Origin of the sequence: Mesorhizobium sp. M0062, from assembly GCF_040323125.1 — a bacterium.
Taxonomy (GTDB): Bacteria; Pseudomonadota; Alphaproteobacteria; order Rhizobiales; family Rhizobiaceae; genus Mesorhizobium.
In genome coordinates this window covers 43,151-67,007 of record NZ_JAMYUO010000029.1, presented here as the reverse complement: position 1 = coordinate 67,007, position 23,857 = coordinate 43,151, and the positions used below count along the sequence as shown (strand labels likewise).

General features: G+C 65.0%; 25 protein-coding genes. 14 read left to right on the top strand and 11 right to left on the bottom strand.

What is annotated here, in order from left to right:
• Nucleotides 1–50: 50 nt before the first annotated feature.
• Together NKJ64_RS26145 and NKJ64_RS26140 are read left to right on the top strand one after the other, a co-directional pair.
• Nucleotides 51–2,783, top strand: a complete 2,733-nt coding sequence (locus NKJ64_RS26145) for a DUF4118 domain-containing protein (RefSeq protein WP_352463575.1) — start codon at nt 51–53, stop codon at nt 2,781–2,783.
• A complete protein-coding gene (locus NKJ64_RS26140) occupies nt 2,780–3,472 on the top strand; it encodes a response regulator transcription factor (RefSeq protein WP_023691942.1) in 693 nt (230 codons plus the stop codon). The genes NKJ64_RS26145 and NKJ64_RS26140 overlap by 4 nt, the downstream gene beginning before the upstream one ends.
• Before the next feature lie 15 nt (nt 3,473–3,487).
• On the opposite strand, the gene NKJ64_RS26135 is transcribed toward NKJ64_RS26140, so the two are convergent.
• Entirely contained in the window at nt 3,488–4,078 is a 591-nt protein-coding gene (locus NKJ64_RS26135) for an invasion associated locus B family protein (RefSeq protein ID WP_023691943.1), read from the bottom strand.
• Nucleotides 4,079–4,314: 236 nt separating this feature from the next.
• Between NKJ64_RS26135 and NKJ64_RS26130 the strand changes: the two genes are divergently transcribed.
• Nucleotides 4,315–4,587 (top strand): hypothetical protein, encoded by a 273-nt coding sequence (locus NKJ64_RS26130; protein ID WP_023669716.1) that lies wholly within the window; start codon nt 4,315–4,317, stop codon nt 4,585–4,587.
• A 120-nt stretch (nt 4,588–4,707) separates the two neighbouring features.
• The gene (locus NKJ64_RS26125) at nt 4,708–5,184 is read left to right on the top strand and encodes an NUDIX hydrolase (protein WP_023669717.1); all 477 of its coding nucleotides are present in this window, start codon (nt 4,708–4,710) and stop codon (nt 5,182–5,184) included.
• A 6-nt stretch (nt 5,185–5,190) separates the two neighbouring features.
• Here NKJ64_RS26125 and NKJ64_RS26120 read toward each other — a convergent pair whose 3' ends face one another.
• The 5 genes from NKJ64_RS26120 to NKJ64_RS26100 form a co-directional block, all read right to left on the bottom strand.
• Nucleotides 5,191–6,057, bottom strand: coding sequence for a citryl-CoA lyase (locus NKJ64_RS26120; protein WP_352463574.1), 867 nt, complete (start codon nt 6,055–6,057; stop codon nt 5,191–5,193).
• Nucleotides 6,054–7,232, bottom strand: a complete 1,179-nt coding sequence (locus NKJ64_RS26115; RefSeq protein ID WP_031202716.1) for a CaiB/BaiF CoA transferase family protein — start codon at nt 7,230–7,232, stop codon at nt 6,054–6,056. The genes NKJ64_RS26120 and NKJ64_RS26115 overlap by 4 nt, the downstream gene beginning before the upstream one ends.
• A gap of 15 nt (nt 7,233–7,247) precedes the next feature.
• Nucleotides 7,248–8,771 (bottom strand): tripartite tricarboxylate transporter permease, encoded by a 1,524-nt coding sequence (locus NKJ64_RS26110; protein WP_023686551.1) that lies wholly within the window; start codon nt 8,769–8,771, stop codon nt 7,248–7,250.
• 4 nt (nt 8,772–8,775) lie between these two features.
• Nucleotides 8,776–9,312 carry a tripartite tricarboxylate transporter TctB family protein gene (locus NKJ64_RS26105; RefSeq protein WP_023700086.1) on the bottom strand — a complete coding sequence of 179 codons (537 nt, stop codon included), beginning with the start codon at nt 9,310–9,312 and terminating at the stop codon, nt 8,776–8,778.
• A 124-nt stretch (nt 9,313–9,436) separates the two neighbouring features.
• On the bottom strand, nt 9,437–10,414 hold the full coding sequence (locus tag NKJ64_RS26100) for a Bug family tripartite tricarboxylate transporter substrate binding protein (protein ID WP_023691946.1): 978 nt from the start codon (nt 10,412–10,414) through the stop codon (nt 9,437–9,439).
• 206 nt (nt 10,415–10,620) lie between these two features.
• Between NKJ64_RS26100 and NKJ64_RS26095 the strand changes: the two genes are divergently transcribed.
• Nucleotides 10,621–11,394 (top strand): IclR family transcriptional regulator, encoded by a 774-nt coding sequence (locus NKJ64_RS26095; RefSeq protein WP_023683085.1) that lies wholly within the window; start codon nt 10,621–10,623, stop codon nt 11,392–11,394.
• Here NKJ64_RS26095 and NKJ64_RS26090 read toward each other — a convergent pair.
• From NKJ64_RS26090 to NKJ64_RS26080, 3 genes are all read right to left on the bottom strand, one after another.
• Entirely contained in the window at nt 11,381–12,481 is a 1,101-nt protein-coding gene (locus NKJ64_RS26090; protein ID WP_352463573.1) for an OmpA family protein, read from the bottom strand. The genes NKJ64_RS26095 and NKJ64_RS26090 overlap by 14 nt on opposite strands.
• A gap of 120 nt (nt 12,482–12,601) precedes the next feature.
• Entirely contained in the window at nt 12,602–13,141 is a 540-nt protein-coding gene (locus NKJ64_RS26085; protein WP_023686555.1) for a GNAT family N-acetyltransferase, read from the bottom strand.
• A gap of 142 nt (nt 13,142–13,283) precedes the next feature.
• On the bottom strand, nt 13,284–13,514 hold the full coding sequence (locus tag NKJ64_RS26080) for a YdeI/OmpD-associated family protein (RefSeq protein WP_023683083.1): 231 nt from the start codon (nt 13,512–13,514) through the stop codon (nt 13,284–13,286).
• Nucleotides 13,515–13,655: 141 nt separating this feature from the next.
• Between NKJ64_RS26080 and NKJ64_RS26075 the strand changes: the two genes are divergently transcribed.
• From NKJ64_RS26075 to NKJ64_RS26060, 4 genes are all read left to right on the top strand, one after another.
• Complete coding sequence (locus NKJ64_RS26075) at nt 13,656–14,111, top strand: DUF2214 family protein (RefSeq protein WP_023700090.1); 456 nt, start codon at nt 13,656–13,658, stop codon at nt 14,109–14,111.
• Nucleotides 14,112–14,288: 177 nt separating this feature from the next.
• Nucleotides 14,289–15,266, top strand: a complete 978-nt coding sequence (locus NKJ64_RS26070; protein WP_023699120.1) for a tripartite tricarboxylate transporter substrate-binding protein — start codon at nt 14,289–14,291, stop codon at nt 15,264–15,266.
• Between the two features lie 98 nt (nt 15,267–15,364).
• Nucleotides 15,365–15,838 carry a tripartite tricarboxylate transporter TctB family protein gene (locus NKJ64_RS26065; protein ID WP_023686558.1) on the top strand — a complete coding sequence of 158 codons (474 nt, stop codon included), beginning with the start codon at nt 15,365–15,367 and terminating at the stop codon, nt 15,836–15,838.
• A 9-nt stretch (nt 15,839–15,847) separates the two neighbouring features.
• Nucleotides 15,848–17,356, top strand: a complete 1,509-nt coding sequence (locus NKJ64_RS26060) for a tripartite tricarboxylate transporter permease (protein ID WP_023683079.1) — start codon at nt 15,848–15,850, stop codon at nt 17,354–17,356.
• On the opposite strand, the gene nth is transcribed toward NKJ64_RS26060, so the two are convergent.
• Complete coding sequence (gene nth, locus NKJ64_RS26055) at nt 17,316–18,149, bottom strand: endonuclease III (RefSeq protein WP_023828334.1); 834 nt, start codon at nt 18,147–18,149, stop codon at nt 17,316–17,318. The genes NKJ64_RS26060 and nth overlap by 41 nt on opposite strands.
• Before the next feature lie 22 nt (nt 18,150–18,171).
• Between nth and NKJ64_RS26050 the strand changes: the two genes are divergently transcribed.
• A complete protein-coding gene (locus NKJ64_RS26050; RefSeq protein WP_023669732.1) occupies nt 18,172–18,666 on the top strand; it encodes a DUF2244 domain-containing protein in 495 nt (164 codons plus the stop codon).
• A 10-nt stretch (nt 18,667–18,676) separates the two neighbouring features.
• On the opposite strand, the gene NKJ64_RS26045 is transcribed toward NKJ64_RS26050, so the two are convergent.
• Entirely contained in the window at nt 18,677–19,492 is an 816-nt protein-coding gene (locus NKJ64_RS26045; RefSeq protein WP_023828333.1) for a class I SAM-dependent methyltransferase, read from the bottom strand.
• Between the two features lie 115 nt (nt 19,493–19,607).
• Here NKJ64_RS26045 and NKJ64_RS26040 point away from each other — a divergent pair, with 115 nt between their 5' ends.
• From NKJ64_RS26040 to NKJ64_RS26025, 4 genes are all read left to right on the top strand, one after another.
• On the top strand, nt 19,608–20,513 hold the full coding sequence (locus tag NKJ64_RS26040) for a methylated-DNA--[protein]-cysteine S-methyltransferase (RefSeq protein ID WP_023669734.1): 906 nt from the start codon (nt 19,608–19,610) through the stop codon (nt 20,511–20,513).
• Between the two features lie 141 nt (nt 20,514–20,654).
• Nucleotides 20,655–21,563 (top strand): ribokinase, encoded by a 909-nt coding sequence (locus tag NKJ64_RS26035; RefSeq protein ID WP_023714115.1) that lies wholly within the window; start codon nt 20,655–20,657, stop codon nt 21,561–21,563.
• Nucleotides 21,560–23,020 (top strand): amidase, encoded by a 1,461-nt coding sequence (locus NKJ64_RS26030; RefSeq protein ID WP_352463572.1) that lies wholly within the window; start codon nt 21,560–21,562, stop codon nt 23,018–23,020. The genes NKJ64_RS26035 and NKJ64_RS26030 overlap by 4 nt, the downstream gene beginning before the upstream one ends.
• A 96-nt stretch (nt 23,021–23,116) precedes the next feature.
• Nucleotides 23,117–23,731: a LysE family translocator gene (locus NKJ64_RS26025; RefSeq protein WP_023728526.1), complete on the top strand. Its 615-nt coding sequence runs from the start codon at nt 23,117–23,119 to the stop codon at nt 23,729–23,731.
• Nucleotides 23,732–23,857 lie beyond the last annotated feature (126 nt).

Here is a 23,857-nt window from a genome sequence, read left to right as displayed (position 1 = left end):
CAGGGGCCGGGGATCGACACGATCCTCGGCGCCGTTCATGATCGAGCCTGATGCCGGACGCCAGAAGCAACGATACCAGACCCTCTCCGGACGCGCTGCTCGAGCATGCGGAACGGGAAGAGCGCGGCCGTCTGCGGATATTTCTCGGCGCTGCCCCCGGCGTCGGCAAGACCTATGAAATGCTGATGGCCGGCCGCGCCAGGCTGGCTGACGGCGTCGACGTAGTGGTCGGCGTCGTGGAGACCCACGGCCGCAAGGAAACACTGGCGCTGGTCGAAGGCTACGAGGTGATCCCGCGCCAGAAGGTCGACTACAAGGACCGCGTGCTGGACGAGATGGACATCGATGCCATTCTCGCCCGCCGGCCGGCGCTGGTGCTCGTCGACGAACTCGCCCACACCAATGCGCCAGGCAGCCGCCACCCCAAGCGCTATCTCGACGTCCAGGAAATCCTTGCGCGCGGCATCGACGTCTACACCACGCTCAATATCCAGCATGTCGAGAGCCTGAATGACGTCGTGGCACAGATCACCCGCGTCAGGGTGCGCGAAACGGTCCCGGACTCCATCATCGACCAGGCCGACGACATCGAGATCATCGACCTCACGCCCGACGACCTGATCAAGCGGCTGAAGGAGGGCAAGGTCTATTTCCCCAACACTGCCCAGCGCGCAGTCGAAAACTATTTCTCGCCGGGCAATCTGACCGCGCTTCGGGAATTGGCGCTGCGCCGCACCGCCCAGCGCGTCGACGAGCAGTTGCTCAACCACATGCAGTCGCACGCCATTCCCGGCCCCTGGGCGGCGGGCGAAAGGGTGCTCGTCTGCGTCGATGCGCGTCCGGGCGGAGCGTCTCGTGTCCGCTATGCGCGCCGGCTGGCCGACCGGCTGCGCGCACCGTGGACGGCGCTGCATGTCGACACGCCGCGTTCGGCCGGCATGTCGGAGGAAGACAAGGACCAGCTGGCCACGCTCTTGCGCCTGGCCGAGCAGCTCGGCGCCGAGGTGACGACCATTCCGGGCCAGAACGTCGCCCAGGACATCGTCCGCCACGCCACAGTGAACAATTTCACCCATATCGTCGTCGGCAGGCCGACCCGCTCGCGCTGGCGCGAACTGATCGAGGGCTCGCTCACCTACGATCTGATCCGCAATGCCGGCGATATCAGCGTCCATGTCATTTCAGGAACGGAGCGCGACAACGAGGCCACGTCGAGGGTCAAGGCGGCGGCCGAGCAGACACCATTTCAAATCTGGCCTTATCTTTTCTCGACCGTCTATGTCGCCGGCGCGCTTGCCGTCAGTGCCGTCCTCGATCAGTTCCTCGACGTTCGCAACCTTGCCAGCGTGCTTCTGCTGGCGGTGCTGACATCGGCAGTGACCTTTGGCCTGTGGCCGGCGCTGTACGCCTGTTTCCTCAGCGCCATTGCCTTCAACTTCTTCTTTCTCGAGCCGCGCTACACGATGACGATCCGCGATCCGGAGAGCATCGTTGCCTTCGCCGTCTTCCTCGTCGTTGCCGTCATCGCCAGCAATCTGACGGCGCGTGTGCAGCGTCAGGCAGCCGCCGCCCGTTCACGCGCCCGGGCCACCGAGGACATCTACCTCTTTTCAAAGAAGCTCGCCGGCGCCGGCACGCTCGACGACGTTTTGTGGGCCACAGCCTTCCAGATCGCCTCGATGCTGAAGCTGCGCGTGGTGCTGCTTTTGCCGGAAGAAGGCACGATCACCGTCAAGGCCGGTTATCCCCCCGATGACACGCTGGCCGAGGCCGACATCGCGGCTGCACGCTGGGCTTGGGAACACAACCGGGCTGCCGGCCGTGGCGCCGATACCCTGCCCGGGGCAAAACGCCTCTACCTCCCCTTGCGCACCGCACGCACGGCCGTCGGCGTCGTCGGCCTCGACAATGACAAGCAAGGCCCGCTGCTGACGCCCGAGCAACAGCGCCTGCTCGACGCGCTGGCCGACCAGGCGGCGGTTGCCATCGAGCGCATCCAGCTGGTCGCCGATGTCGACCGCGCCAGGCTGGCGGCCGAGGCCGACCGCTTGCGCTCGGCACTGCTGACGTCGATCTCGCATGATCTGAAGACGCCGCTGGCGGCCATCATGGGCGCGGCCGGCACGCTCAGGGAATTTGCGCCGGCACTGCCCGAGAACGATCGGGCCGAGCTGCTGACCACCGTGCTCGACGAGTCCGAACGGCTGAACCGCTTCATCGCCAATCTGCTCGACATGACCAAGATTGAATCGGGCGCCATGGAACCGAATTTCGCCCTGCACTATGTCGGCGATGTCGTTGGCTCGGCCTTGCAGCGGGCACGCAAGATCACTGCCGGGCACAAGACCGAGGTTGATATTCCGGCCGACCTGCCGATGCTGAAGCTTGATCCCGTGCTGTTCGAACAAATGCTGTTCAATCTGCTCGACAATGCCGCGAAATACGCGCCACAGGGATCGACAATCCGGCTGCAGGGCTGGGCCGACAATGGCTCCGTCGCGCTGCAGATCATGGATGAGGGACCGGGCATTCCGCCCGCCGACCTGGAGCGCGTCTTCGACAGCTTTTACCGGGTGCGCAAGCGCGATCAGGTCCAGGCCGGCACCGGGCTCGGCCTGTCGATCTGCCGGGGCTTCATCGAGGCGATGGGCGGCACGATCATGGCGGCGAACCGCAGCGATCGCCCGGGCGCAGTCTTCACAATCCGCATGCCGAGGTTGGTACAATCGTCCGATACGGACGTATCAGGTGTGGACGAGCAAGCATCTGGCGATCCGGCATGACAAATTCCAATGTCAGCATACTGGTCGTCGATGACGAGCCGCCGATCCGCAAACTGCTGCGCGTCGGCCTCGGCAGCCAGGGCTATGCGGTCAGCGAAGCGCCCAACGCCAAGGCTGCGATCGAACTCGTCGATGCACAAAAGCCGGATCTGATCCTGCTCGACCTCGGCCTGCCCGGCATGGGTGGCCTCGATCTCCTGCGGAAATGGCGCGACGACGGCCTCGACGTGCCCGTGGTCATCCTGTCCAGCCGCACCGACGAAGCCGGCATCGTCGCGGCGCTCGAACTCGGCGCTGACGACTACATCACCAAGCCGTTCGGCATGAACGAGCTTGTCGCCCGCATCCGCGTCGCGCTGCGCCACAAATTCCAGCAGCAGGGCGAAAAGCCGGTGTTCCACACCGGAGATCTCAGCGTCGACCTGGTCAAGCGCATCGTCAAGGTCGAAGGCAAGGAGATAAAGCTCTCCCCCAAGGAGTACGACATATTGCGCATTATGGTGCAGCATGCCGGCAAGGTGCTGACCCACCATTTCCTGCTGAAGCAGGTGTGGGGCGATTCGACCGACGTGCAGTATCTCAGGGTCTATGTCCGCCAGCTCCGGCAGAAGATCGAAAAGTCGCCCGACCAGCCGCGCTACATCACCACCGAGACCGGCGTTGGGTACCGGCTGCGCGAGGTTGAGTGACCGGACGTTTTCCGCTCAGTCCGCCGAGAGTTCCGCGGTCCGTGCCAGTGCGCCGCCGAAGCCGTTGAGCGGGATGGTGAAACTCACCGCTTGACCGGTGTCGGCCGCGAAGGCGTCGATCTTCAGCGTGGTGGCTGCCTTGAGCAGCGGCGTGACGCTGGCATCGAACGCCACCGGCACCAGGCAGCCGACGGCCTGGCAGGTGTTGAACGGCAGGCTGCCTTCCAGCTTCTGGTCGTCGATGGTCAGGCTGACGCCTTTGGCGAGCGCCAGGCCGAACGGCAGCGCCAGCGTTCCGGCGGCATCGTCGCCGCTCTTGCTCGACAGCTCGATCGCCAGCAGGCGCTGGTTGGACTGCTTGTTGAACTGCTGATGCGACAGGCTGCAAACCTTGGCCGTGCCGGTTACCTGGCAATTGACCGTCCAGTCGCCATGTGTCTCGGACAGCGCCGAGGCGCCGCCAGGCAATGTCGGGCCGGCAGCAGGGGCGGGCGCTGCGGCGGCAGGCGCCGCCTTGTCGGTCTTGGTTTGCGCCGCGACTGCCACCGGGCCAAGAATACAGATGCTGCCCAGTAGCGCCGCGAAATATACTTGCCTGCTTTTCATCAATATGCTCCCGATTGTGCCTCGAGTCAGCCGCGATTGAGCCCGAGATCCGCGCCCGATAGAGCGGTCAATCGATCTTTTCTGTCAAGTGCGGCAGGCCGCATCCTCGGGCCAATGGCAGACCGGCCCATGGCAGACCGGCCCATGGCAGATCGAGACGAACGCCCTATATAGAGAGGAGGTTATATCTGTACGGGAATGAACTGATGTCGACGCTTCGCCTATCGACAGTTCTGATGTCGGCAATGCTGGCAGCAGCAACGCTCGCCGGCATCATGCAATCTGCTGCGGCTCAATCCGTCAATCCCAGCGCCAACCGGCTGATCCAGCAGAACCAGCTGCAGCAATTGCGCAACAGCCTGCAGCGGCAGCAGTTCCAGCAACAGCAGCAGCAATATCGCGAGCAGGACCGTCGGATCGTGCCGCAGCCGCGCCCCGAAGTGCCCGTCGTCCGGCAAGCTTGTCCGATTCAGATCGTCAACAACCAGATTGTGCGTGTTTGCCGTTGATATCGGTTGCTTGCGATTTACTTAGTCGACTTATTTACTAAAAATGCTCATTGCCTCGCGGGCATATCAGGGTTTGCAGGCGGCGTGCGGCGGTGCGCCCGCCGACCGGATTTTCAGCACATGGCGACGACGAAGAAAAAGGCGGTACGCAAGGCAAGGCGAGGCGAACGCATTCGCCAGGTCGCCGCCATTCCCTTTCGTCTGGACGTTTCAGGCAATTTCGAAGTGATGCTGGTGACGTCGCGAGCGACGAAGCGCTTTATCGTGCCCAAGGGCTGGCCGATGAAAGGAAAGAGCGGGCGCAAGGCCGCCACCATCGAGGCGCGCGAAGAAGCCGGCGTGCTCGGCAAGACCCGCAAGGCGCCTGCCGGCAGCTATTCCTACTGGAAACGGCTGGAGCACAATTTTGTGCGCGTCGACGTCGTCGTCTATCTGTTGGAGGTGTCCGAGGAACTGGCCAACTGGCAGGAGGCCAAGAGCCGCCAGCGGGCATGGCTCAAGCCGCAGGACGCGGCGTTGCTCATCGATGAGCCGGATCTCTCGACGCTGATGGCCAACCTGGCGCCGCCTCAGCCGGCAGTGCCGGACCCGGCCTGACCAACCTCACTTGCCCTCGTCCCCTTCAGCGGGACCCTCATCCCCCTCAGCGGGAAATGGCCGCAGCGGCGTGCCCGTATAGGCCCACAGCCATTCGCGCGGCAGCGGCCCTTTGTTGCGCTCGCTTTGCTGCGACTGTTCCCATGCATGCGCCAGGATGCCGACCGAGCGCGAGAGCACGAACAGGCCGCGCGTCAACGGCGGCGGAAAGCCGAGCTCGCCATAGATGACGGCGGTGGCGCCGTCGATGTTGAGCGGTATTTTCTTCCCCTTGCGCCGTGCCACCTCTGATTCGACGGCCTCGGCGATGTCGGCAAAGCGTCCGCTGACGACGCCGCGCGCGGCAAACTCGCACGTCACTGCGATCAGGCGCGGCGCGCGCGGATCGACCGGGTGGAAGCGATGGCCAAATCCCGGCACATAGCCTTTCTCCTCGGCGAAGAAACGGTCGAGCCGTGCGGCTACGGCTTGGTCCAGCGCAACACCCTGGTCAAGTGCCACGGCAATGTCGCCATAGAAGGACAGCGCCTGTTCGCCGGCGCCGCCATGCACGTCACCCAGCACGTTGACGGCGGACGCCATGGCGCTGTTGATGCCGACGCCGCAGGTGATGGCCATGCGGGCAATGGCGATCGACGGCGCCTGCGGCCCGTGGTCGACGGCCGCCCCCAGCGCAATGCCGAGCAGCGCCGCCTGCTCCTCGCTCGGCAATTCGCCGCGCAGCATCAACCAGATCGTGGCCGGAAAGCTGACGCGGCCGATCAGCTCCTGGATTTCATAGCCGCGCAGCCGGATGATGCCGGGGCTCATCTCGATGATGCCGGTCTGCCACCATTCCTCGCCGCGTTCGCGGCCGGTTTTTCTCTCGCTCACGCGCTTCTCCTGGCGCGCGGCGGCAGGGTGGAAAAAACCTCGTCCATATGCTCGCCCAGCACAGGCGGCGGCAGGACCGGCAAGGGTGCCGCGCCATCGACCATGAAGCCGCCGCGCACCACGGTCAGCGGCTGCGCCATGCCGGGCAGACCCTGGAAACGCGCGGTCATGTCGCGCTCGACCACCTGGCGCTCGCCAAGCACCTGCGGGATCGTCAGCACCCGGCCCGCCGGAACGCCGGCGCGGTTGAACTTTTCTTCCCAGGCAGCCGCCGAGGCGCTCGCAAGCGCTGTCTCGATCAGCCCTTTCAAGGAGGCGCGGTTCTGCTTGCGCGTCTCGCGCTCGGCAAAGCGCGGATCGTCGGCCAGTTCCGGCTGGCCGATCAGCCGGCAAAGCGTGACGAACTGCTCCTGCTTGTTGGCGGCGATGTTGAGCAGGCCGTCGCCGGTGCAAAACGCGCCGGAGGGCGCAGCCGTCATGTTCTCATTGCCCATCGGCTGCGGCTCGACACCGGCGGTCAGATAGTTGGACACCGGCCAGCCCAGCGCCGACAGCGTGCATTCCAGCATCGAGACATCGAGAAACGCGCCCTCGCCCGAGGTCTTCTGCTTGACCAGCGCCGCGGCGATGGCGAAGGCCCCGACCAGCCCGCCCAGCGTGTCGGCGACGGGATAGCCGACCCGCAAGGGTGCTGTCTCCGGCGTGCCGGTGATGCTCATGATACCGGACAGCCCCTGGATGATCTGGTCGTAGGCCGGATTGTCGCGCATCGGCCCGCTCTGGCCGAAACCGGATATGGCGCAATAGACGAGACCGGGGCGGACCGCTTTCAGCACCTCATAGCCGAGACCCAGCCGCCCCATCACGCCCGGTCGAAAATTCTCGACCAGCGCGTCGGCCGAGGCGACGAGATCGAGGAAGCGTTCGCGGTCGGCTTCGCTTTTGAGATCCAGCACCACCGATCGCTTGCCGGCATTCTGCGCCAGGAACGACGCGCCCATGCCGGCTTTGTTGAGCGCCGGCGAGGCGCCGAGCTGGCGCGCCAGATCGCCGCCTTGCGGCGTCTCGACCTTGATGACATCGGCGCCGAGCAGCGCCAGCTGATAGGCACAATAAGGGCCCGCCAGCACATTGGTCAGGTCGAGGATGCGGATGCCGGCAAGCAGATCGGTCATGATGCTCCAGGTTGCTCAGGCATCGCCCGGCACATGCTCCGGTCCGCGACGGCGCCGGTGCTCGATGAAGGCCCAGATATGCGGCCCGGCTAGACCGATGAAGGCGAGGATCAGCAGCACCAGCGACAGCTTGTGGGTGTAGAACACCGACCAGTCGCCGTTCGAGATCGTCATCGCCCGGCGGAACTGCGTTTCGGCGAGCGGCCCCAGGATCATGCCGATGATGACCGGCGCTGTCGGGAAATCGAAGCGCCGCATCAGGAAGCCGGCGGCCCCCAGGAGATAGAGGATGACGAGGTCGATCGGCGATTGCGAGATGCCGTAGGTGCCGACGGTGGCGAACACCAGGATGCCGGCATAGAGCTGCGGCGCCGGGATTTTCAACAGCCGTACCCACAGCCCGATCAGCGGCAGGTTGAGGACGACCAGGATGACGTTGGCGATGAACAGGCTGGCGATCAGGCCCCAGACCAGATCGGCCTGGGTCGTCAACAGCAGCGGTCCCGGATTGATGCCGTAGCTCTGGAAGGCCGACAGCATGATTGCGGCGGTCGCCGAGGTCGGCAGGCCAAGGGTGAGCATCGGCACCAGCACGCCGGCGGCAGACGCATTGTTGGCGGCTTCCGGTCCGGCAACGCCCTCGATGGCGCCGACCGTGCCGAACTCCTCCTTGTGCTTCGACAGCTTCTTTTCGATGGCATAGGACAGGAAGGTCGGGATCTCGGCGCCGCCGGCAGGCATGGCGCCGATCGGGAAGCCGATAAAAGCGCCGCGCAGCCATGGCTTCCACGATCGTCCCCATTCGGCCGCTGTCATGTAGAGCGATCCCTTGAGCGGCACGATCTCGTCCTTGCCGGCATAGCGGCGCGAGGCCATGTAGAGCGTCTCGCCGACGGCAAACAGGCCGACCGCGGCAATGATGACATCGACGCCATCGAGCAGTTCGTTCATGCCGAAGGTGAAGCGCGGCTGTCCCGTCTGCAGGTCGACGCCGATCATGCCGATGACGAAGCCGATGAACAGGCTGGTGAGGCCGCGCACGGAGGACGAGCCGAGCACCGCCGAAACCGTGATGAAGGCGAGCACCATCAGCGAGAAATATTCGGCCGGACCAAAGGCCAGCGCGAACTTCACCACCACCGGCGCCAGGAAGGCGACGCCCATCGTGCCGATGGTGCCGGCGACGAAGGAGCCGATCGCCGAGGTCGCCAGTGCCGCGCCGCCGCGACCCGAGCGGGCCATCCTGTTGCCTTCCAGCGCGGTGACGATGGTGGCGCTTTCGCCCGGCGTGTTGAGCAGGATCGAGGTCGTCGAGCCGCCATACATGGCGCCGTAATAGATGCCAGCAAACAGGATGAAGGACGCCTCCGGCGCCACCTGGTAGGTGATCGGCAGCAGCAGCGCGATGGTCAGCGCCGGCCCGAGGCCGGGCAGCACGCCGATGGCGGTGCCGAGCGTGGTGCCGACCAGGCACCACAACAGGTTCATCGGCGAGAAAGCGACGGAAAATCCGTGGGCGAGATGGCCGAGCGTCTCCATGGCGTCAGCCCCTTACAGTGGCGATGATCGCGTCGATCACCGTGTTCAGCTGGTTTTCGATGAAGCCGGCGCCAATGTTGACGCCGAGCGCCCTGGCAAAGCCGAAATAGGCGGCAAGCGCCAGGATCAAGCCGGTCAGCGCATCGCGCAGCGTGTGCTTGCTGCCGAAGCCATAACAGACGAGCACGAACATGATGACCGAGGCGGCGGTGAAGCCGAGCGGCTGGATCAGCACCAGATTGGCGACCAGGCCTGCAACGACGATGCCCATCGCCTTCCAGTCGGTCGGCGTTTCCTTTTCCTCCTGCGGCTGCCAGCCGCCGCGCAGCGCGGCGACGATGAGCAGCAGCGAAAGCACGATCATGCCGGTCATGGTGATGTAGGGAAAGACGGTCGGCCCGACCTTGGAATAGAGCGGCGAAACCGGGATCGCCAGGGTCTGCCACGCCACGGCCGCAGCACAGGCGAGAAGCCCGATGCCGATCAACAATTCGGGCATGGCAAGGCGCGGGGGCGCCGGCTGCTGGTCGCTGGTGCTCATCGATGTCCTCCCGAGATGGCCGGCATCCTCCCGCCGGCCGCATCCGCAGTTTCACTCCCAGCGCATGATATGTCCATGCCGCAGGCGAATGTCGGAGGGGCGGCCGTGGCCGCCCCTGAAGACATCAGGCGAGGCCGAGATCCTTGAGGATCGCGGTGATGCGGGCGGTGTCGTCGACGAGGAATTTCGCATAGTCGTCGCCGGTAAGCAGGATGGGCGTCCAGTTACGGTTCTTGCACTCGGCTGCCCAGGCATCGCTCTTGGCCATGGTCTCGATCATCGTGACCATCGCCGCCTTGTCGGCGTCGGAGACGCCTGGCGGTGCGAAGACGCCGCGCCAGTTGAACAGTTCGACGTCAATGCCGGCTTCCTTCATCGTCGGTGCGTCGATGCCGTCCTGGCGCTTGTCGGCGGAGATCGCCAACAGCCGAAGCGCGCCCGCCTTGACCTGCTCGGAGAACTCGCCGAAGCCGGAAATGCCGGCCGCCACCTGGTTGCCGAGCAGCGCCGACAGCGCCTCGCCGCCGCCGGCGAAAGGCACATAGGAGAGGTTGGTTGCCGGAACGCCGACCGTCTTGGCGATCAGCCCGAACAGGATGTGGTCGGAGCCGCCGGCCGAGCCGCCGGCCACGGGAACCTTGGTCGGATCCGCTTTGAGCGCGGCGACGAAATCGCCGGCCGTCTTGAACGGCGAATCCGCCGGCACCACCAGCGCCTCGAACTCGCCGGTGAGGCGGGCGATGGGCGTCACTTCGGAAAGGTTGTTGGCCGATTTGTTGGCGATGATGGCGCCGACCATGACCATGCCGGCCACCATCAGCGAATTGCCCTTGCCCTTCCACTGGCTGATGAACTGCGGCAGGCCGACAGTGCCGCCGGCGCCGCCGACATTGGTGATCTGCGAGCCGGAGATCAGTTTTTCACTGCGCAGCACCTGGTCGATGGTGCGCCCCGTCTGGTCCCAGCCGCCGCCGGGCGCGGCCGGCACGAAGATCTGGATCTGCGGTGCATCCTGAGCGAAAGCGGGCGTCAAATGCGTTGCGACGAATCCGGCAGCGCCTGCGGCCGCGGTGCTCATCAAAAATCTGCGTCTGTTCAGCATGGGATTCCTCCAAATCACGACACCTCCTCCGGTGCCTGCCAGAAACGTAGCCTGAAAACAGACCCGCTCGGCAAAAATTCATGCCGATTTCGGTACGTTCTGTCAACAGGAACGCTGTTCTACTAGACAGAACCATGGATGTGCGGCACAATCGCTTCGGCCGGCCTTTGTCCGAGCAGGTAAACTGGAATGAAACTGTTCGTGAGATGACCGAAGCGCGATCCCAGCCGTTGCCGGCCGATGGCGTTGCCGCGCTCGACCGCGCGATCGCCATTCTCGACGCGTTCGCGACCGCCGACCGCTCGCTCAGCCTGGCCGAGATCGCGGCGCGCACCGGGCTCTACAAAAGCACCATTTTGAGGCTGGCGAACTCATTGCTGCGCGGGCAGTTGCTGGAGCGGCTCGACGATGGCCGCTACCGCATCGGACCCGCCACCTTCCGGCTCGGCGCGCTCTACCAGCGCTCCGTGGTGGCGGTCGACATCCTGCTGCCGATCATGCGCGATCTCGCCGAGCGCAGCTGGGAAAGCGTGGCGTTCTATGTCCGCTCGGGCGACGCCCGCACCTGTCTCTACCGCGTCGAATCCAAGCATCCTATCCGCTACACGATCCGGGAAGGCGACCTGCTGCCGTTGCTCACCGGCTCGGGCGGCCGCGTGCTGGCAGCGTTTTCAGGCCAGCCGGGCGAACCATACGAGACCATCCGCAAGGCCTGCCACTATCTGTCGATCGGCGATCGCGACCCTGAGACGGCGGGCGTCTCGGTGCCGGTGTTCGGACCGGGCCGCGTTCTGCTCGGCGCCTTGACGCTGGCCGGCCCGTCGACACGCGTCGATACGGCGTTCCTGCGCCGCATGACACCGGACCTGCTGGAGGCCGCCGCTCGCGCCACCCGCGCCTTTGGCGAGGATGCCTCGATGCTGGAGCAGGCAGCGCGCCTAGCCGGCGCTGAAACCGTGATCGGCCTCAGTTCGCCTTGACCAGCACCACGCGGCGGTTCTTGGCGCGGCCGGCTTCGTCGTCATTGCTGGCGACGGGCGCCATCATGCCGGCGCCGGCGGCGGTCAGCCGGCCGCCATCGATGCCGTATTTCGAGACCAGCGCCGCCTTCACCGACTGCGCCCGCCGCGACGACAGATCGATATTGTAGTCGAAGGCGCCCTGGTTGTCGGTATGACCGACGACGATCACCGCCATGCCGGGCTCGTTGGTCAGAAGCGTCGAGATCTCCTTCAGCGTCGGTTCCGATTCCGGCTTGATGTCGGCCTTGTCGGTGTCGAAGAAGATGCCGTAGAGCGAGATGGAGCCGGTGGCCGACAGCGAATCCGCCATCTTGGCCGCTTCGACCACCACCATCTTCTTGTCGCGCGCCTTGGGCTCCAGCACCTGAACGACGGCGATGGTGCGGCCGTTGAGTTCCTTGCAGTAGAGGTCGTCGATCAGCGAATAGGCCTGAACAGTGACATAGGCGCCGCCGCCATCCTGCGGCACCTTGGCAGCGAAGAAGCGCTGGTCGTTGATACCGGTGGTTACCGCACAGGCGCCATTGGAAAAGGCCGCGTCCTTGACGTCGCTTTCATGGAAGAAATACATCATCAGGCTCATGTCGCCGCCGCCACCGCTCGACGACCGGTCGGCGGCGCCGCCGCACTCTTCCTTCTTGCATTCGAACAGGACTTCGCCGCCGGCGGCCGCGATCACATCCTTGTAGTTGCGCAGCACTTCGAGCGGGGAGCGCTCGGCCGGCAGCACATAGGCGATGCGGGTCAGCGCGCCTTCGACCTCAGCCTTCTTGTCCGGCGCGAACACACGGTTGTTCATCGTGTCACGGGCATCCGGATCGGCGCTCGGCTTCAGCGGCGACAGCGGCACTGTAAAATCGGTATAGGCGAATTTTTCGTAGGAGACGATGAACGACCCCTCGTAGCGCTTGGCCAGATGATTGTCGGCACCGCCCTCGATGTCGGCGGTCGGTACCGTCGCATCGGCGCCCGCCAGTTGCACGGCCGCCAGGAGCAGCAGCCCCGCCCAGAAAAGCTTCAGAAATATCGCATTGATCGCACGCATGGTCGGCTCCCCCAAAGGGCAATTCCAGGAAAAGTGTGAGCGGTTTTCCCACAGGAATTGCGTAGCTAGATTAGAATAGCCAACCCTGGCAGAACGTGGAAATTGCGTCGATGAAGCGCCTCACACCCGCCGTTCGAGCAGGATCGTCAGCCCGTCGTGATAGGTCGTTTCCAGGACCTTGGTGTAGCCGCACTTTGCCGCAACGTTCAACGAGCCGGTGTTTTCCGGATCGATGATGCAGACGGTTCTCGCGCCGGCAAAGGTTTCGTCGCCCCAGGCCAGGGCCCTTCTGACGACTTCGCTGGCAAGACCCTTGCCATGTGCTTGGGGCGCCAGCGCCCAGCCGGCTTCCGGAATGCCCTCGAGCGACGGCTCGATGTCGCGCTTCAGATCGTGGAATCCGGCCTCGCCGATGAAGCGACCGCTGGCCTTGTCCTCGACCGCCCAGAAGCCGTAGCCGAGCAGCGACCACAGGCCGGCATGCCGCAGGAACCGCATCCAGCTTTCCTCCCGCGTCCGCGGCTTGCCGCCGATGAAACGGGTGGTGACGGGGTCGGCCCACATGACGGCATAGTCGTCGAAATCTTCGATCCGGTGCGCCCGCATGATGGTCCGTTCCGTTTCGAGAACCGGGACGCCGGCTGTTTTTGGACTGCCCATGAAACTCTGCCTCCGTTGACGGTCAGCGCTTAGCAAACCAGCGCGCCCGGACAAGGGCCAAGCCGGATCATCATTCAGCCAGGGAAGCTTCCGAACGGCCTGGCGCGACCAGGCGGTCGAAGCGAACAGCGTCGGCTTACTTTCAGCCGTGCCAGACCATCTTCATGTAGAGCCCACCGCGCCGCAATTCGTCCAGCATCTGGTCGAGCCGCTTCTGCCTGGTGTCGCTGCGTTTGGCGCGGGCGACCCAGCCGAGATAATCGTTCTTCTGGTAGTCCGGCCGCGCCTCGTAGGCCGCTGTCAGTCCTTTTTCGGTCAGGGCGATGCGGATGTCGTCCGGCATCGGGTTCAGGGCGCGCTTCAGTCCGGTCATTTCAGAAAACCCCAGCTGTCAGGATGGCGACGCCGATGGTCCAACCCAGGTCCGCCTCTGGGAATTCTGCCGAACGATGCTACCTTTCGCAACCGGTCCGGCAAGGGCCGGTCTCGATACCGCCAATGGGAGGAGAACGCCATGGACACCACCGATCTCGTGCTTGCCATTTTCCATCATCTGCTGGTGTTCTCGCTGGCCGGCATCATTGGCGCCGAATTTGTCCTGATCCGCGGCGACCTCTCCGCCGCCACGCTGAAGCGGCTTGCCGGCATCGACCGCCACTACGGCATCCTCGCGATGTCGATCATCATCGTCGGCATCGGCCGCGTCGTCTACGGCCTGAAGGGCTGGGAGTTCTATGTCTACAACTGGGTGTTCTGGGCCAAGATGGCGGCGTTCGGCATCGTTGGCCTGCTGTCGATCATCCCGACCATCCGCTTCATCTCCTGGAACCGGCAAGCCAGCGCCAGTCCCGGCTTCCAGGTGCCGGCGGCGGAACTCGCCTCGGTGAAGACCTATGTGCGCGCCGAGGCCTTCATCTTCCTGCTGATCCCGGTCTTCGCGGCGGCGATGGCGCGCGGCTACGGTTATTGAAGCAACGCCAACACGAAACCCCATCTTCGCCGGGCATACTCCCCCTGATTGCCATGGTTGCGCACGACTGTATTTTGCAGTTTGCGTCAGGCGACAATCTGTTAGCTTGCCTTTGTTGCACCCTGCTGCCTGACCTGCACAGCGATCGGAGATTGATATCCTGGGAGGAGAATTACGATGAGGAAAATTGTAGCCGCCCTGGCCGCCGCCGCGGCCGTCACGCTTTATTCGTTCACCGCCAGCGCACAGACGTATCCCGAGCGCACCATCACCGTCGTCGTGCCGTTTGCGGCCGGCGGTCCGACCGACACGGTTACGCGGCTCGTCGCCGAAGCCATGTCGAAGGATCTCGGCCAGCAGATCATCGTCGAAAATGTCGGCGGCGCCGGCGGCACGCTGGGCGCCGGCCGCGTCGCCAACGCCGACCCGGATGGCTACACGCTGCTCCTCCATCACATCGGCATGGCGACCAGCGCGACCCTCTACAGAAAACTCGCCTACGACACGCTGAACGGCTTCGAGTATATCGGCCTCGTCACCGAGGTGCCGATGGCGATCGTCGCCCGCAAGGATCTGGAGCCGGCCGACCTGAAAGGGCTGGTCGAATACGCCAAGACCAACAAGGACACCATCACCGTCGCCAATGCCGGCATCGGCGCTGCCTCGCATCTGTGCGGCATGCTGTTCATGAGCGCCATCGGCACGCCGCTGGTCACCGTGCCCTACAAGGGCACCGGCCCGGCCATGACCGACCTTCTCGGCGGCCAGGTCGACATTATGTGCGACCAGACCACCAACACCACCAAGCAGATCCAGGGCGGCACGATCAAGGCCTATGCCGTCACCACGCCGGAGCGCCTCGACGTGCTGAAGGACGTGCCGACGACCATCGAAGCCGGCCTGCCCGCGGTGCAGGTCGGCATCTGGCACGGCCTCTATGCGCCGAAGGGCACGCCGGCCGAGATCACCGGCCGACTGTCGAAATCGCTCCAGGTCGCGCTGAAGGACCCCAACGTCATCGCCCGCTTTGCCGAACTCGGCACCAAGCCGTCGTCCGAGTCCGACGCGACGCCGGCAGCGCTGAAGGCCAAGCTGGAAGGCGAGATCACGCGCTGGAAGCCGATCATCGAAGCCGCCGGCCAATACGCCGACTGAGGCTTGAACGGGGCGCTGCCGGCGCCCCGTTTTCGCTTCGACGTCCGTTTTCACATTTGCAACGGCAAGCCCGTTGCAAGGGTCAGGGGAGGACCGCCATGAAACCTTTCGCCATCGACAGGACAAACGGCCTGTGCGCCGCGCTGTTCATCTTTTTCGGCGCCTTTTTCGCGATACAATCGCTCGGCCTCGAAATCGGCACCGCCTTTCGCATGGGACCGGGCTATTTCCCGCTGGTGCTGGCGATCGTGCTGATCGTGCTCGGCGCCATCATCCTCGTCCAGGCGGTGCGCGTCGAGGGCGAGCCGATCGGCCCCATTGCGTGGCGCGGCATGCTGTTCATCCTGCCGGCGCCGATCTTTTTCGGCATGACCGTGCGCGGCCTCGGCTTCGTCCCGTCGATCTTCCTGACGGCGTTGATCGCCTCTTTTGCCAGCGCCCGCATGAAGCCGCTGACGGCACTTCTGCTGTCGGCCGGCCTGACGCTGTTTTCGGTGCTGGTCTTCAGCTACGCGCTCGGGCTGCCATTCCAGCGCTTCGGCCCCTGGTTGCCCCAATGGCTGGCATTGTGAGGCGCTGAGATGGACCTCCTCAGGAACCTCGAACTCGGCTTTTCGACGGCCACCACGCCGGCCAATCTGGGTTTTTGCCTCATCGGCGTTCTGCTCGGCACGCTGATCGGCGTCCTGCCCGGCATCGGCGCCACCGCAACCATCGCCATGCTGCTGCCGATCACCTTTCAGATCGGCGACCCGGTCTCGTCCCTCATCATGCTGGCCGGCATCTACTACGGCGCCCAGTATGGCGGTTCGACCACCGCCATTCTCATCAACATGCCCGGCGAATCCTCCTCGGCCGTGACCGCCATCGACGGCTACCAGATGGCCAGGAACGGTCGCGCCGGGGCGGCTCTGGCGATCGCCGCGATCGGCTCGTTCTTCGCCGGCACGGTGTCGACCTTCCTCGTCGCCGTCTTTGCCCCGCCGCTGACGGCAATAGCCCTGCAATTCGGCGCGGCCGAATATTTTTCGCTGATGATCGTCGGCCTCGTCTCGTCCATCGCGCTCGCCCACGGCTCGATCGTCAAGGCGCTGGCGATGGTCGTGCTCGGCCTGCTGCTCGGCATTGTCGGCACCGACATCTACACCGGCACGCCGCGCTTCACGCTCGGCATCCGCGAATATGCCGACGGGCTGAACTTCGTCGCGGTGGCGGTCGGCGTCTTCGGCGTTGCCGAGATCCTGCGCAATCTCGAAAACGAGCACGAGCGCTCGGTGATGATCAAAAAGGTCTCCGGCCTGATGCCGACCCGCGACGACTTCAAGGCGATGGCCGCGCCCATCGTGCGCGGCACGATCATCGGTTCGGCGCTCGGCATCCTGCCCGGCGGCGGCGCGGTGCTTGCGGCCTTTGCCTCCTACACGGTCGAAAAGCGCGTGTCGAAACACCCGGAGGAGTTCGGCAAGGGCGCCATCGCCGGCGTCGCCGGCCCGGAATCGGCCAACAATGCCGGCGCCCAGACCTCCTTCATTCCGATGCTGACGCTGGGCATTCCGGCCAATCCGGTCATGGCGCTGATGATCGGCGCCATGATCATCCAGGGCATCGTGCCCGGCCCCAATGTCGCGATCGAGCAGCCGGCGCTGTTCTGGGGCATCATCGCCTCGATGTGGATCGGCAATCTGATGCTGATCGTGCTGAACCTGCCGCTGATCGGGCTGTGGGTGAAGCTGCTGACGATCCCCTATTATGTGCTCTTCCCGATCATCATGGCGTTCTGCTCGATCGGCGTTTACAGCGTCAACACCAACGCCTTCGATCTCTACGCGGTCGCATTCTTCGGCCTGCTCGGCTACATCCTGACCAAGCTGCGCTGCGAACCCGCACCCCTGCTGCTCGGCTTCGTGCTCGGCCCGCTGCTCGAGGAAAACCTGCGCCGCGCCATGATCCTGTCGCGCGGCGACCCCTCGACCTTCGTGACGCGGCCGATCAGCGCCGGCCTGCTGCTCGTCGCACTGGCCGTGCTCGTCGTCGTCTTCCTGCCGTCGGTCAAGAAGAAGCGCGAAGAGGTGTTCGTGGAGGAAAGCTAGTTGTCGGGACGCCGGGCGCCGCGATTTCCACCAGCGGCGCCGGCACATCGGTCGTCTTCACTTCGGCCTTGCAGAGATCGGCGATGACGCAGGCCGGGCAATCGGGTTTGCGCGCCTTGCAGACATAGCGGCCATGCAGGATCAGCCAGTGATGCGCGTGGCGCATATACTCGTCCGGAATGATCCGCAGCAGCCCTTGCTCGACCTGCTCCGGCGTCTTGCCTGGCGCCAGGCCGAGGCGGTTGCCGATGCGGAAAATATGGGTGTCGACCGCCATCGTGTGCTGGCCGAACGCCATGTTGAGCACGACATTGGCGGTCTTGCGCCCGACCCCCGGCAGCTTGACCAACTCATCGCGCTCGCTGGGCACCTCGCCGCCGTAATCGCGTATCAGCGCCTCCGAGAGCGCCACGACATTCTTGGCCTTGTTGCGCCAGAGTCCGATGGTGCGGATGTACTCGCCGACCCTGGCTCCGCCCAGCGCCAGCATCTTTTCAGGTGTGTCGGCGACCTTGAACAACGCCCGCGTCGCCTTGTTGACGCCGGCATCGGTCGCCTGCGCCGACAGCACCACGGCCACCAGCAGCGTGAAGGCGTTGACGTGCTCGAGCTCGCCCTTCGGCTCGGGCCGCTGCACCGAAAACCGCCGGAAGATCTCATGCACCTCGGCGGCGCTGTAGAGCGAACGGAGCCGCGCCGGCCGCGGTCGCCGCTTGGCATTCGAGCCGTCGCGCCGCCCGGGCGGCAGTTCACTTTTGGATAGGGAAAGATTTTTGGACTTGGGGCTGGCCATTTCCCTCCTATAATATCCTGGGATGAGCGACACAAACGCCTCGTTTCAGGCCGACGAGCCATTCTTCCAGGCGCTGCTGACACCGCACCGCTCGCTGGGCCGCACCGGCTTTGCCGTGCTGATGGGCGCGCTGCTGTTCGGCTGGGTGGTGACCGGGGCGTTTTTCCTGTCGCGCGGCGCTTGGCCGGTGTTCGGCTTCTTCGGCCTCGACGTCATCGCCGTCTACATCGCCTTCCGCGCCAACTATCGTGCCGCCCGTGCCCGCGAGGAAGTGTCGGTGTCGCGCACCAGCCTCGACATCCGCAAGACGGCGCCCTCGGGAAAGTCGGAAGCGCATCGCTTCAACCCGTTCTGGGCGCGCTTTTCCGTCGCGCGCCATGCCGAGATCGGCATCACCAGGATGACGGTGGAAGCACAAGGACAGAATGTGCCGATCGGGTCATTCCTGGACCCTGACTCCCGCGAGAGTTTTGCCACTGCATTTTCACGTGCTCTGACAAAAGCCAGGACGCGTTAGAGCCGGCGCGTCAGAACCGGTAGCGTAAAATCCTGCCGACCTTGCGCAATGCGGGAATGTGTCTCCAGAGCCCGATGAACAGTTTTGCGGACCAGCTCATATGCGCTGTGCGTTCCGCGCTGTAGGCCGAGATATCGTCGACAAAGCGCAGCTTCGGAACGGCACGCTCCAGTACCTGCGGGTCGTCGATCGCCCAGTGAACCTCGGCGCCCGTCGCCCTGATGGTCGGATCGAGGCGCAGCATCTTCAGGCCGAAGTGGCTGTAGGCGTCGAACATCAGCTCGCCGCCGGCAAGATGCGCGACAAGGCGTGACAGCAGCCGTGGCCCCTCCTCTACCGGGAGATAAGGCGTCAACCCCTCCATCACCACGACGGCCGGACGATTGCGCGGCACTTCTGCCAGCCAGTCTGGGTCGGTTACCGAAGAGCCGACGAGGTGGTAATGGTCCCGGGACGGGTAAAGCTTGCGCCGGAGCGCGATGACATCCGGAAAATCGACATCGAACCACTCCACGCATTCGGGTGGATCGACACGGAAAATGCGCGTATCGAGCCCGCAGCCGAGATGCAGCACGATGGCGCCGGGATTTCTGGCGATGAAATCCTGAACGCGGACATCATACGTCTTGGCCCGGATCGCCAGGCCGATGCCGAGATTGGTGTCGACCTTGAGGCGCGAGAAATCATAGTCGATCTTGCGCACGGCCTCGTCGGCGAAGCGATCCCCGAGCAGCGAATGCGGCAGCCGGCTTTCCAGTGCCTTGCCATAAAGCGTCATCAGCAAGGTCTCCCTTGCTCCGCTCAGATTCACCCTTTCGCCGGCCATTGGCATCTCCCGGGGCGCAATCCAGTATTTATCTGGGAACAGGCGGCAACAAGGCAAGTTTCGGGTGGTTGCAAGGGGCGGAAAGACCGATATTCGCGGTCAAGGAGATATTGCCATGAACGCCCAGATGACCATGAATACGCAGATGAAACCGACAGCGATCCTGCAGCACGACATCACCCCCGAGGGCAGCGACTACGAGGTCGTGCGCCGCGCCATCGAGAAGATCAGCCTCGACTATCGCGACCAGCCCTCGCTGGAAGCCCTGGCAGCCGATGTCGGCGAGACACCCACGGGCCTGCAAAAACTGTTCACCCGCTGGGCCGGCCTGTCGCCAAAAGCCTTCCTGCAGGCGGTCACCCTCGACCATGCCCGCAAACTGCTCGATTCCGGCATGCCGCTCCTCGAAACATCGTTCGAACTCGGCATGTCCGGCCCCGGCCGGCTGCACGATTTGTTCGTCACCCATGAAGCGATGTCGCCGGGCGACTACAAGACGCGCGGCGCTGGCCTGACCATCCGCTACGGCTACCACATCTCGCCCTTCGGCATCGCCCTGATCATGGTCACCGACCGTGGCCTTGCGGGGCTCGCCTTCAACGATCCGGGCGGCGAGCGGGCGGCTTTCGCCGACATGTCGGGCCGCTGGCCGAACGCCACCTATGTCGAGGACATGAGCGCCACCCAGCCCTATGCGGCGCGCATCTTCGATCCGACATTGTGGCGCGCCGACCAGCCGCTGCGCGTGGTGATGATCGGCTCCGACTTCCAGCTGCGCGTCTGGGACGCGCTGCTCAGGATCCCGATGGGCAAGGCCTGCACTTATTCCTCGATCGCCTCCAGGATCGGCGCGCCAAACGCCAGCCGGGCGGTGGGGGCGGCGGTCGGTGCCAACCCATTGTCATTCGTCGTCCCTTGCCATCGGGCGCTGGGCAAGTCCGGCGCACTCACCGGCTACCACTGGGGCCTGACCCGCAAACGCGCCATCCTCGGTTGGGAAGCGGGCCAGACCGCGTCCTGAAGCTGCCCGCATCAAACAACACCGGCGAAATCCCTTCGCCGGTGTTTTTCTTTTTGCGAGCTCCCGGCGCAAAACATCCGCACGCTCTGGCAAGCCGCCGGCTTACAGGTTAGCTTCCCGCGCATTCCGCAGGAGGCTTTCTTGATCATCGTTGTCGGCTCGATCAACCTCGACCTTATCGCCAATGTCGACCGCCTGCCTTCGCCGGGCGAGACGGTCCGCGGCTCCGGCTTCACCACCGCGCCCGGCGGCAAGGGCGCCAACCAGGCGCTGGCTGCGGCGCGCGCCGGCGCCAAGGTGCGCATGGTCGGCGCCGTCGGCAAGGACAATTTCGCAACCGAAGCCCTCGCTTTGCTCGTGGCCGGCAAGGTCGATCTCTCCGGCGTCGGCCAGAGCTTCGCCTCCACCGGCACGGCGCTGATCCTCGTCGGCGCCGATGGCGAGAATGTCATCGCCGTGGTGCCGGGCGCCAATGATTCGGTGCTGCCCGGCGATCTCGCCAAGGCTTTCCTTGCGAAGGGCGACGTCGTCCTGCTGCAGCACGAGATCCCGTTGCAGACTGTCGATGCAGCGCTCGACGCCGCACGCGCCGCCGCCGCGGTCACCGTGCTCAACACCGCGCCGTTCCGTAGCGAGGCGGCAGCGTTGCTCGGCAAGGCCGACTACGCCGTCGCCAACGAAACCGAATTCGACCTTTACGGCGAGGCGCTGTCGCTGAAAGGCCGCGACCGCCCGGCGCGCATGCGCGACTTCGCCGGCAAAACCGGCCGCACCATCGTCGTCACGCTCGGCGGCGACGGCGTGCTGGCGGCGACCCCGGAGGATTTCCTGACCGTGCCGGCGCTGAAAATCACGCCGGTCGACACGGTCGGGGCCGGCGATACTTTTTGCGGTTATCTCGCTGCCGGGCTGGCGTCCAACCTGCCGCTGGAGCAGGCTCTCACTCGCGCCGCAGCCGCCGGCTCGCTCGCCTGCCTGAAGCCCGGCGCCCAGCCGGCCATCCCGCTGGCGGCGGATGTCGACACCGCCCTGCGCAACAACGCCGGATGACAGCCCTGCGCCCCGCAACGAAGCACGCCGTGCCCCCCGCCGGCGACATCTGCCGGATGTCCGCTGTCGACCTGGCCGAGGCGATCCGGCTGCGCCGCCTGTCCGTGCGCGAGTTGGTCGCCGCATTCCTCGACCGCATCGACGCGGCAAACCCGCTGGTCAACGCCATCGTCTCGTTGCGCGAGCGCTCCGACATCCTGCGCGAGGCCGACGCGGCGGACGCCGATCTGGCGCAAGGCGGGCCGGCCGGCTCGCTGTTTGGCCTGCCGGTGGCGATAAAGGACCTCGCCATGACGCGAGGCTTGAGGACCAGTTTCGGCTCGCCGATCTTCGCCGATTTCGTGCCGCAGGAGGATGATTTCTTCGTCGAGCGCATCCGCAAGGCCGGCGCCATCATCATCGGCAAGACCAATGTTCCCGAATTCGGGCTGGGATCCAACACCTACAATAATGTTTTCGGACCGACGCTGAACGCGTTCGATCCGGCGCTGACCGCCGGCGGCTCGAGCGGCGGCGCAGCGGTCGCCCTTGCGCTCGACATGGTCCCGGTCGCCGACGGCAGCGATTTCGGCGGCTCGCTCCGCAATCCGGCGGCGTGGAACAATGTCTTTGGCTTCCGCCCGTCGCAGGGCCTTGTCCCCGGTGGGCCGGACCTCGAAGTCTTTCATGCCCAGATGGGCATCGACGGGCCGATGGGCCGCAGCATCAGCGACATGGCGCTGCTGCTCGATGTGCAGGCGGGCTACCACCCGCACGCGCCGCTGTCTTGGGAGAAACCCGGCTCGTTCCTCGAAGGGCTGGCAACGCCGGCAAGCGGCGGCCGCGTCGGCTGGCTCGGTGATCTCGGCGGTCACCTGCCGGTAGAGCCTGGCATCCTCGATCTGTGCGAGGCCGCACTCGGCCGCTTCGCGGAGGCATCCTTCCTGACCGAGCCCTTGCTGCCGGATTTCGATTTCGAGGCACTGTGGCAAGCCTTCGTGACGCTGCGGCAGGCGAGCAGCGGCTCGGCGCTGAAAGTCCATTATGACGACCCGCACAAGCGCGCCCTGCTGAAGCCGGAAGCCGTCTGGGAGGTGGAGAACGCCATGCGGCTGACGGCGCCGCAAATCCGCGCGGCCTCGGTCATCCGCACCGCCTGGCACCGGACGCTGCTGTCGCTGTTCGAGCACTTCGATCTCATCGCGCTGCCGACTGCGCAGGTGTTTCCTTTCGACGTCGACACGCATTGGCCAAGTGAGGTCGCCGGGCGGGCGATGGACAGCTACCATCGCTGGATGCAGGTTTCGGCCTTCGCCACGCTCGGCGGCTGTCCTGCGCTCAATGTGCCGGTCGGCTTCGACGACAAAGGCCGTCCCATGGGCATGCAGCTGATCGGACGCCCGCGCGGCGACCTCGCCGTGCTCAGGGCCGGCGCGGCCTATGAGGCGACCTTGCCTTGGCAGGCGGGGGCGTCCTGACGCGAGGGGCGGCACGGTCTGCGACGGCTTGCACCAGCCCCGGCGCCATGCATTGATTGCAGCCAGCCGCCTAAGCGCATCCTCGAGGAAATCCCCATGTCGCTGGAACTCTACGCCGCCTATGTCCTTGCCTGCATCGTCATCATCCTGGTGCCCGGTCCGACGGTGACGCTGATCATCGCCAACAGCATCCGCCACGGCGCGCGAGCCGGGCTTGCCAATGTCGCCGGCACGCAGGCCGGGCTTGCCATCATGATCGCCATCGTCGGCATCGGCCTCAACACGCTGATCGCGGGCATGGGCCACTGGTTCGAATGGGTGCGTCTGATCGGCGCCGCCTATCTGATCTGGATGGGCGTGCAGATGTTCCGCGCCAAGGGCACGCTGAACGCCGACGGCACGGCGAGAAAGCCGCGTGGCGGCTTCTTCCTGCAGGGTCTGCTGGTGGCGCTCAGCAACCCCAAGACCCTGGTGTTCTTCGGCGCCTTCTTCCCGCAATTCATCGCCCCGCAGGGCAATTACACCCTGCAGATCGTCGTCATGGGCCTCACCGCCATGATCTTCGCCGCCGTCTCGGATTCCACCTATGCTCTCGCCGCCAGCCGCGCCGGCCGCCTGCTCTCGGCCAGCCGCATCAAGCTGATGTCCAGGATCAGCGGCAGCTTTCTGGTCGGCGGCGGCCTGTGGCTAGCTTTTTCGAAGGCGAAGTAACAACCGTGGACGGTCGTTTCCAACGGCAGAATGAGCCCGTACGTGAAGGCTGATTGAAAGTCAGTCTCCACGCCACCACATGACTTTGTGCTGGGGATTCTTTCAAATGTCATGGACTTATAGGGA

Bases quoted from the DNA above. Each gene is read 5' to 3' on its own strand.
- NKJ64_RS26060 (WP_023683079.1), top strand. From the start codon at position 15,848: ATGGACCTCCTCAGGAACCTCGAACTCGGCTTTTCGACGGCCACCACG.
- NKJ64_RS26135 (WP_023691943.1), bottom strand. From the start codon at position 4,078: ATGAAAAGCAGGCAAGTATATTTCGCGGCGCTACTGGGCAGCATCTGT.
- nth (WP_023828334.1), bottom strand. From the start codon at position 18,149: ATGGCCAGCCCCAAGTCCAAAAATCTTTCCCTATCCAAAAGTGAACTG.
- NKJ64_RS26045 (WP_023828333.1), bottom strand. From the start codon at position 19,492: ATGGCCGGCGAAAGGGTGAATCTGAGCGGAGCAAGGGAGACCTTGCTG.
- NKJ64_RS26130 (WP_023669716.1), top strand. From the start codon at position 4,315: ATGTCGGCAATGCTGGCAGCAGCAACGCTCGCCGGCATCATGCAATCT.
- NKJ64_RS26115 (WP_031202716.1), bottom strand. From the start codon at position 7,232: ATGACCGATCTGCTTGCCGGCATCCGCATCCTCGACCTGACCAATGTG.
- NKJ64_RS26050 (WP_023669732.1), top strand. From the start codon at position 18,172: ATGAGCGACACAAACGCCTCGTTTCAGGCCGACGAGCCATTCTTCCAG.
- NKJ64_RS26140 (WP_023691942.1), top strand. From the start codon at position 2,780: ATGACAAATTCCAATGTCAGCATACTGGTCGTCGATGACGAGCCGCCG.
- NKJ64_RS26085 (WP_023686555.1), bottom strand. From the start codon at position 13,141: ATGGGCAGTCCAAAAACAGCCGGCGTCCCGGTTCTCGAAACGGAACGG.
- NKJ64_RS26075 (WP_023700090.1), top strand. From the start codon at position 13,656: ATGGACACCACCGATCTCGTGCTTGCCATTTTCCATCATCTGCTGGTG.
- NKJ64_RS26065 (WP_023686558.1), top strand. From the start codon at position 15,365: ATGAAACCTTTCGCCATCGACAGGACAAACGGCCTGTGCGCCGCGCTG.
- NKJ64_RS26125 (WP_023669717.1), top strand. From the start codon at position 4,708: ATGGCGACGACGAAGAAAAAGGCGGTACGCAAGGCAAGGCGAGGCGAA.
- NKJ64_RS26040 (WP_023669734.1), top strand. From the start codon at position 19,608: ATGAACGCCCAGATGACCATGAATACGCAGATGAAACCGACAGCGATC.
- NKJ64_RS26030 (WP_352463572.1), top strand. From the start codon at position 21,560: ATGACAGCCCTGCGCCCCGCAACGAAGCACGCCGTGCCCCCCGCCGGC.
- NKJ64_RS26100 (WP_023691946.1), bottom strand. From the start codon at position 10,414: ATGCTGAACAGACGCAGATTTTTGATGAGCACCGCGGCCGCAGGCGCT.
- NKJ64_RS26145 (WP_352463575.1), top strand. From the start codon at position 51: ATGCCGGACGCCAGAAGCAACGATACCAGACCCTCTCCGGACGCGCTG.
- NKJ64_RS26025 (WP_023728526.1), top strand. From the start codon at position 23,117: ATGTCGCTGGAACTCTACGCCGCCTATGTCCTTGCCTGCATCGTCATC.
- NKJ64_RS26080 (WP_023683083.1), bottom strand. From the start codon at position 13,514: ATGACCGGACTGAAGCGCGCCCTGAACCCGATGCCGGACGACATCCGC.
- NKJ64_RS26070 (WP_023699120.1), top strand. From the start codon at position 14,289: ATGAGGAAAATTGTAGCCGCCCTGGCCGCCGCCGCGGCCGTCACGCTT.
- NKJ64_RS26095 (WP_023683085.1), top strand. From the start codon at position 10,621: ATGACCGAAGCGCGATCCCAGCCGTTGCCGGCCGATGGCGTTGCCGCG.
- NKJ64_RS26090 (WP_352463573.1), bottom strand. From the start codon at position 12,481: ATGCGTGCGATCAATGCGATATTTCTGAAGCTTTTCTGGGCGGGGCTG.
- NKJ64_RS26105 (WP_023700086.1), bottom strand. From the start codon at position 9,312: ATGAGCACCAGCGACCAGCAGCCGGCGCCCCCGCGCCTTGCCATGCCC.
- NKJ64_RS26110 (WP_023686551.1), bottom strand. From the start codon at position 8,771: ATGGAGACGCTCGGCCATCTCGCCCACGGATTTTCCGTCGCTTTCTCG.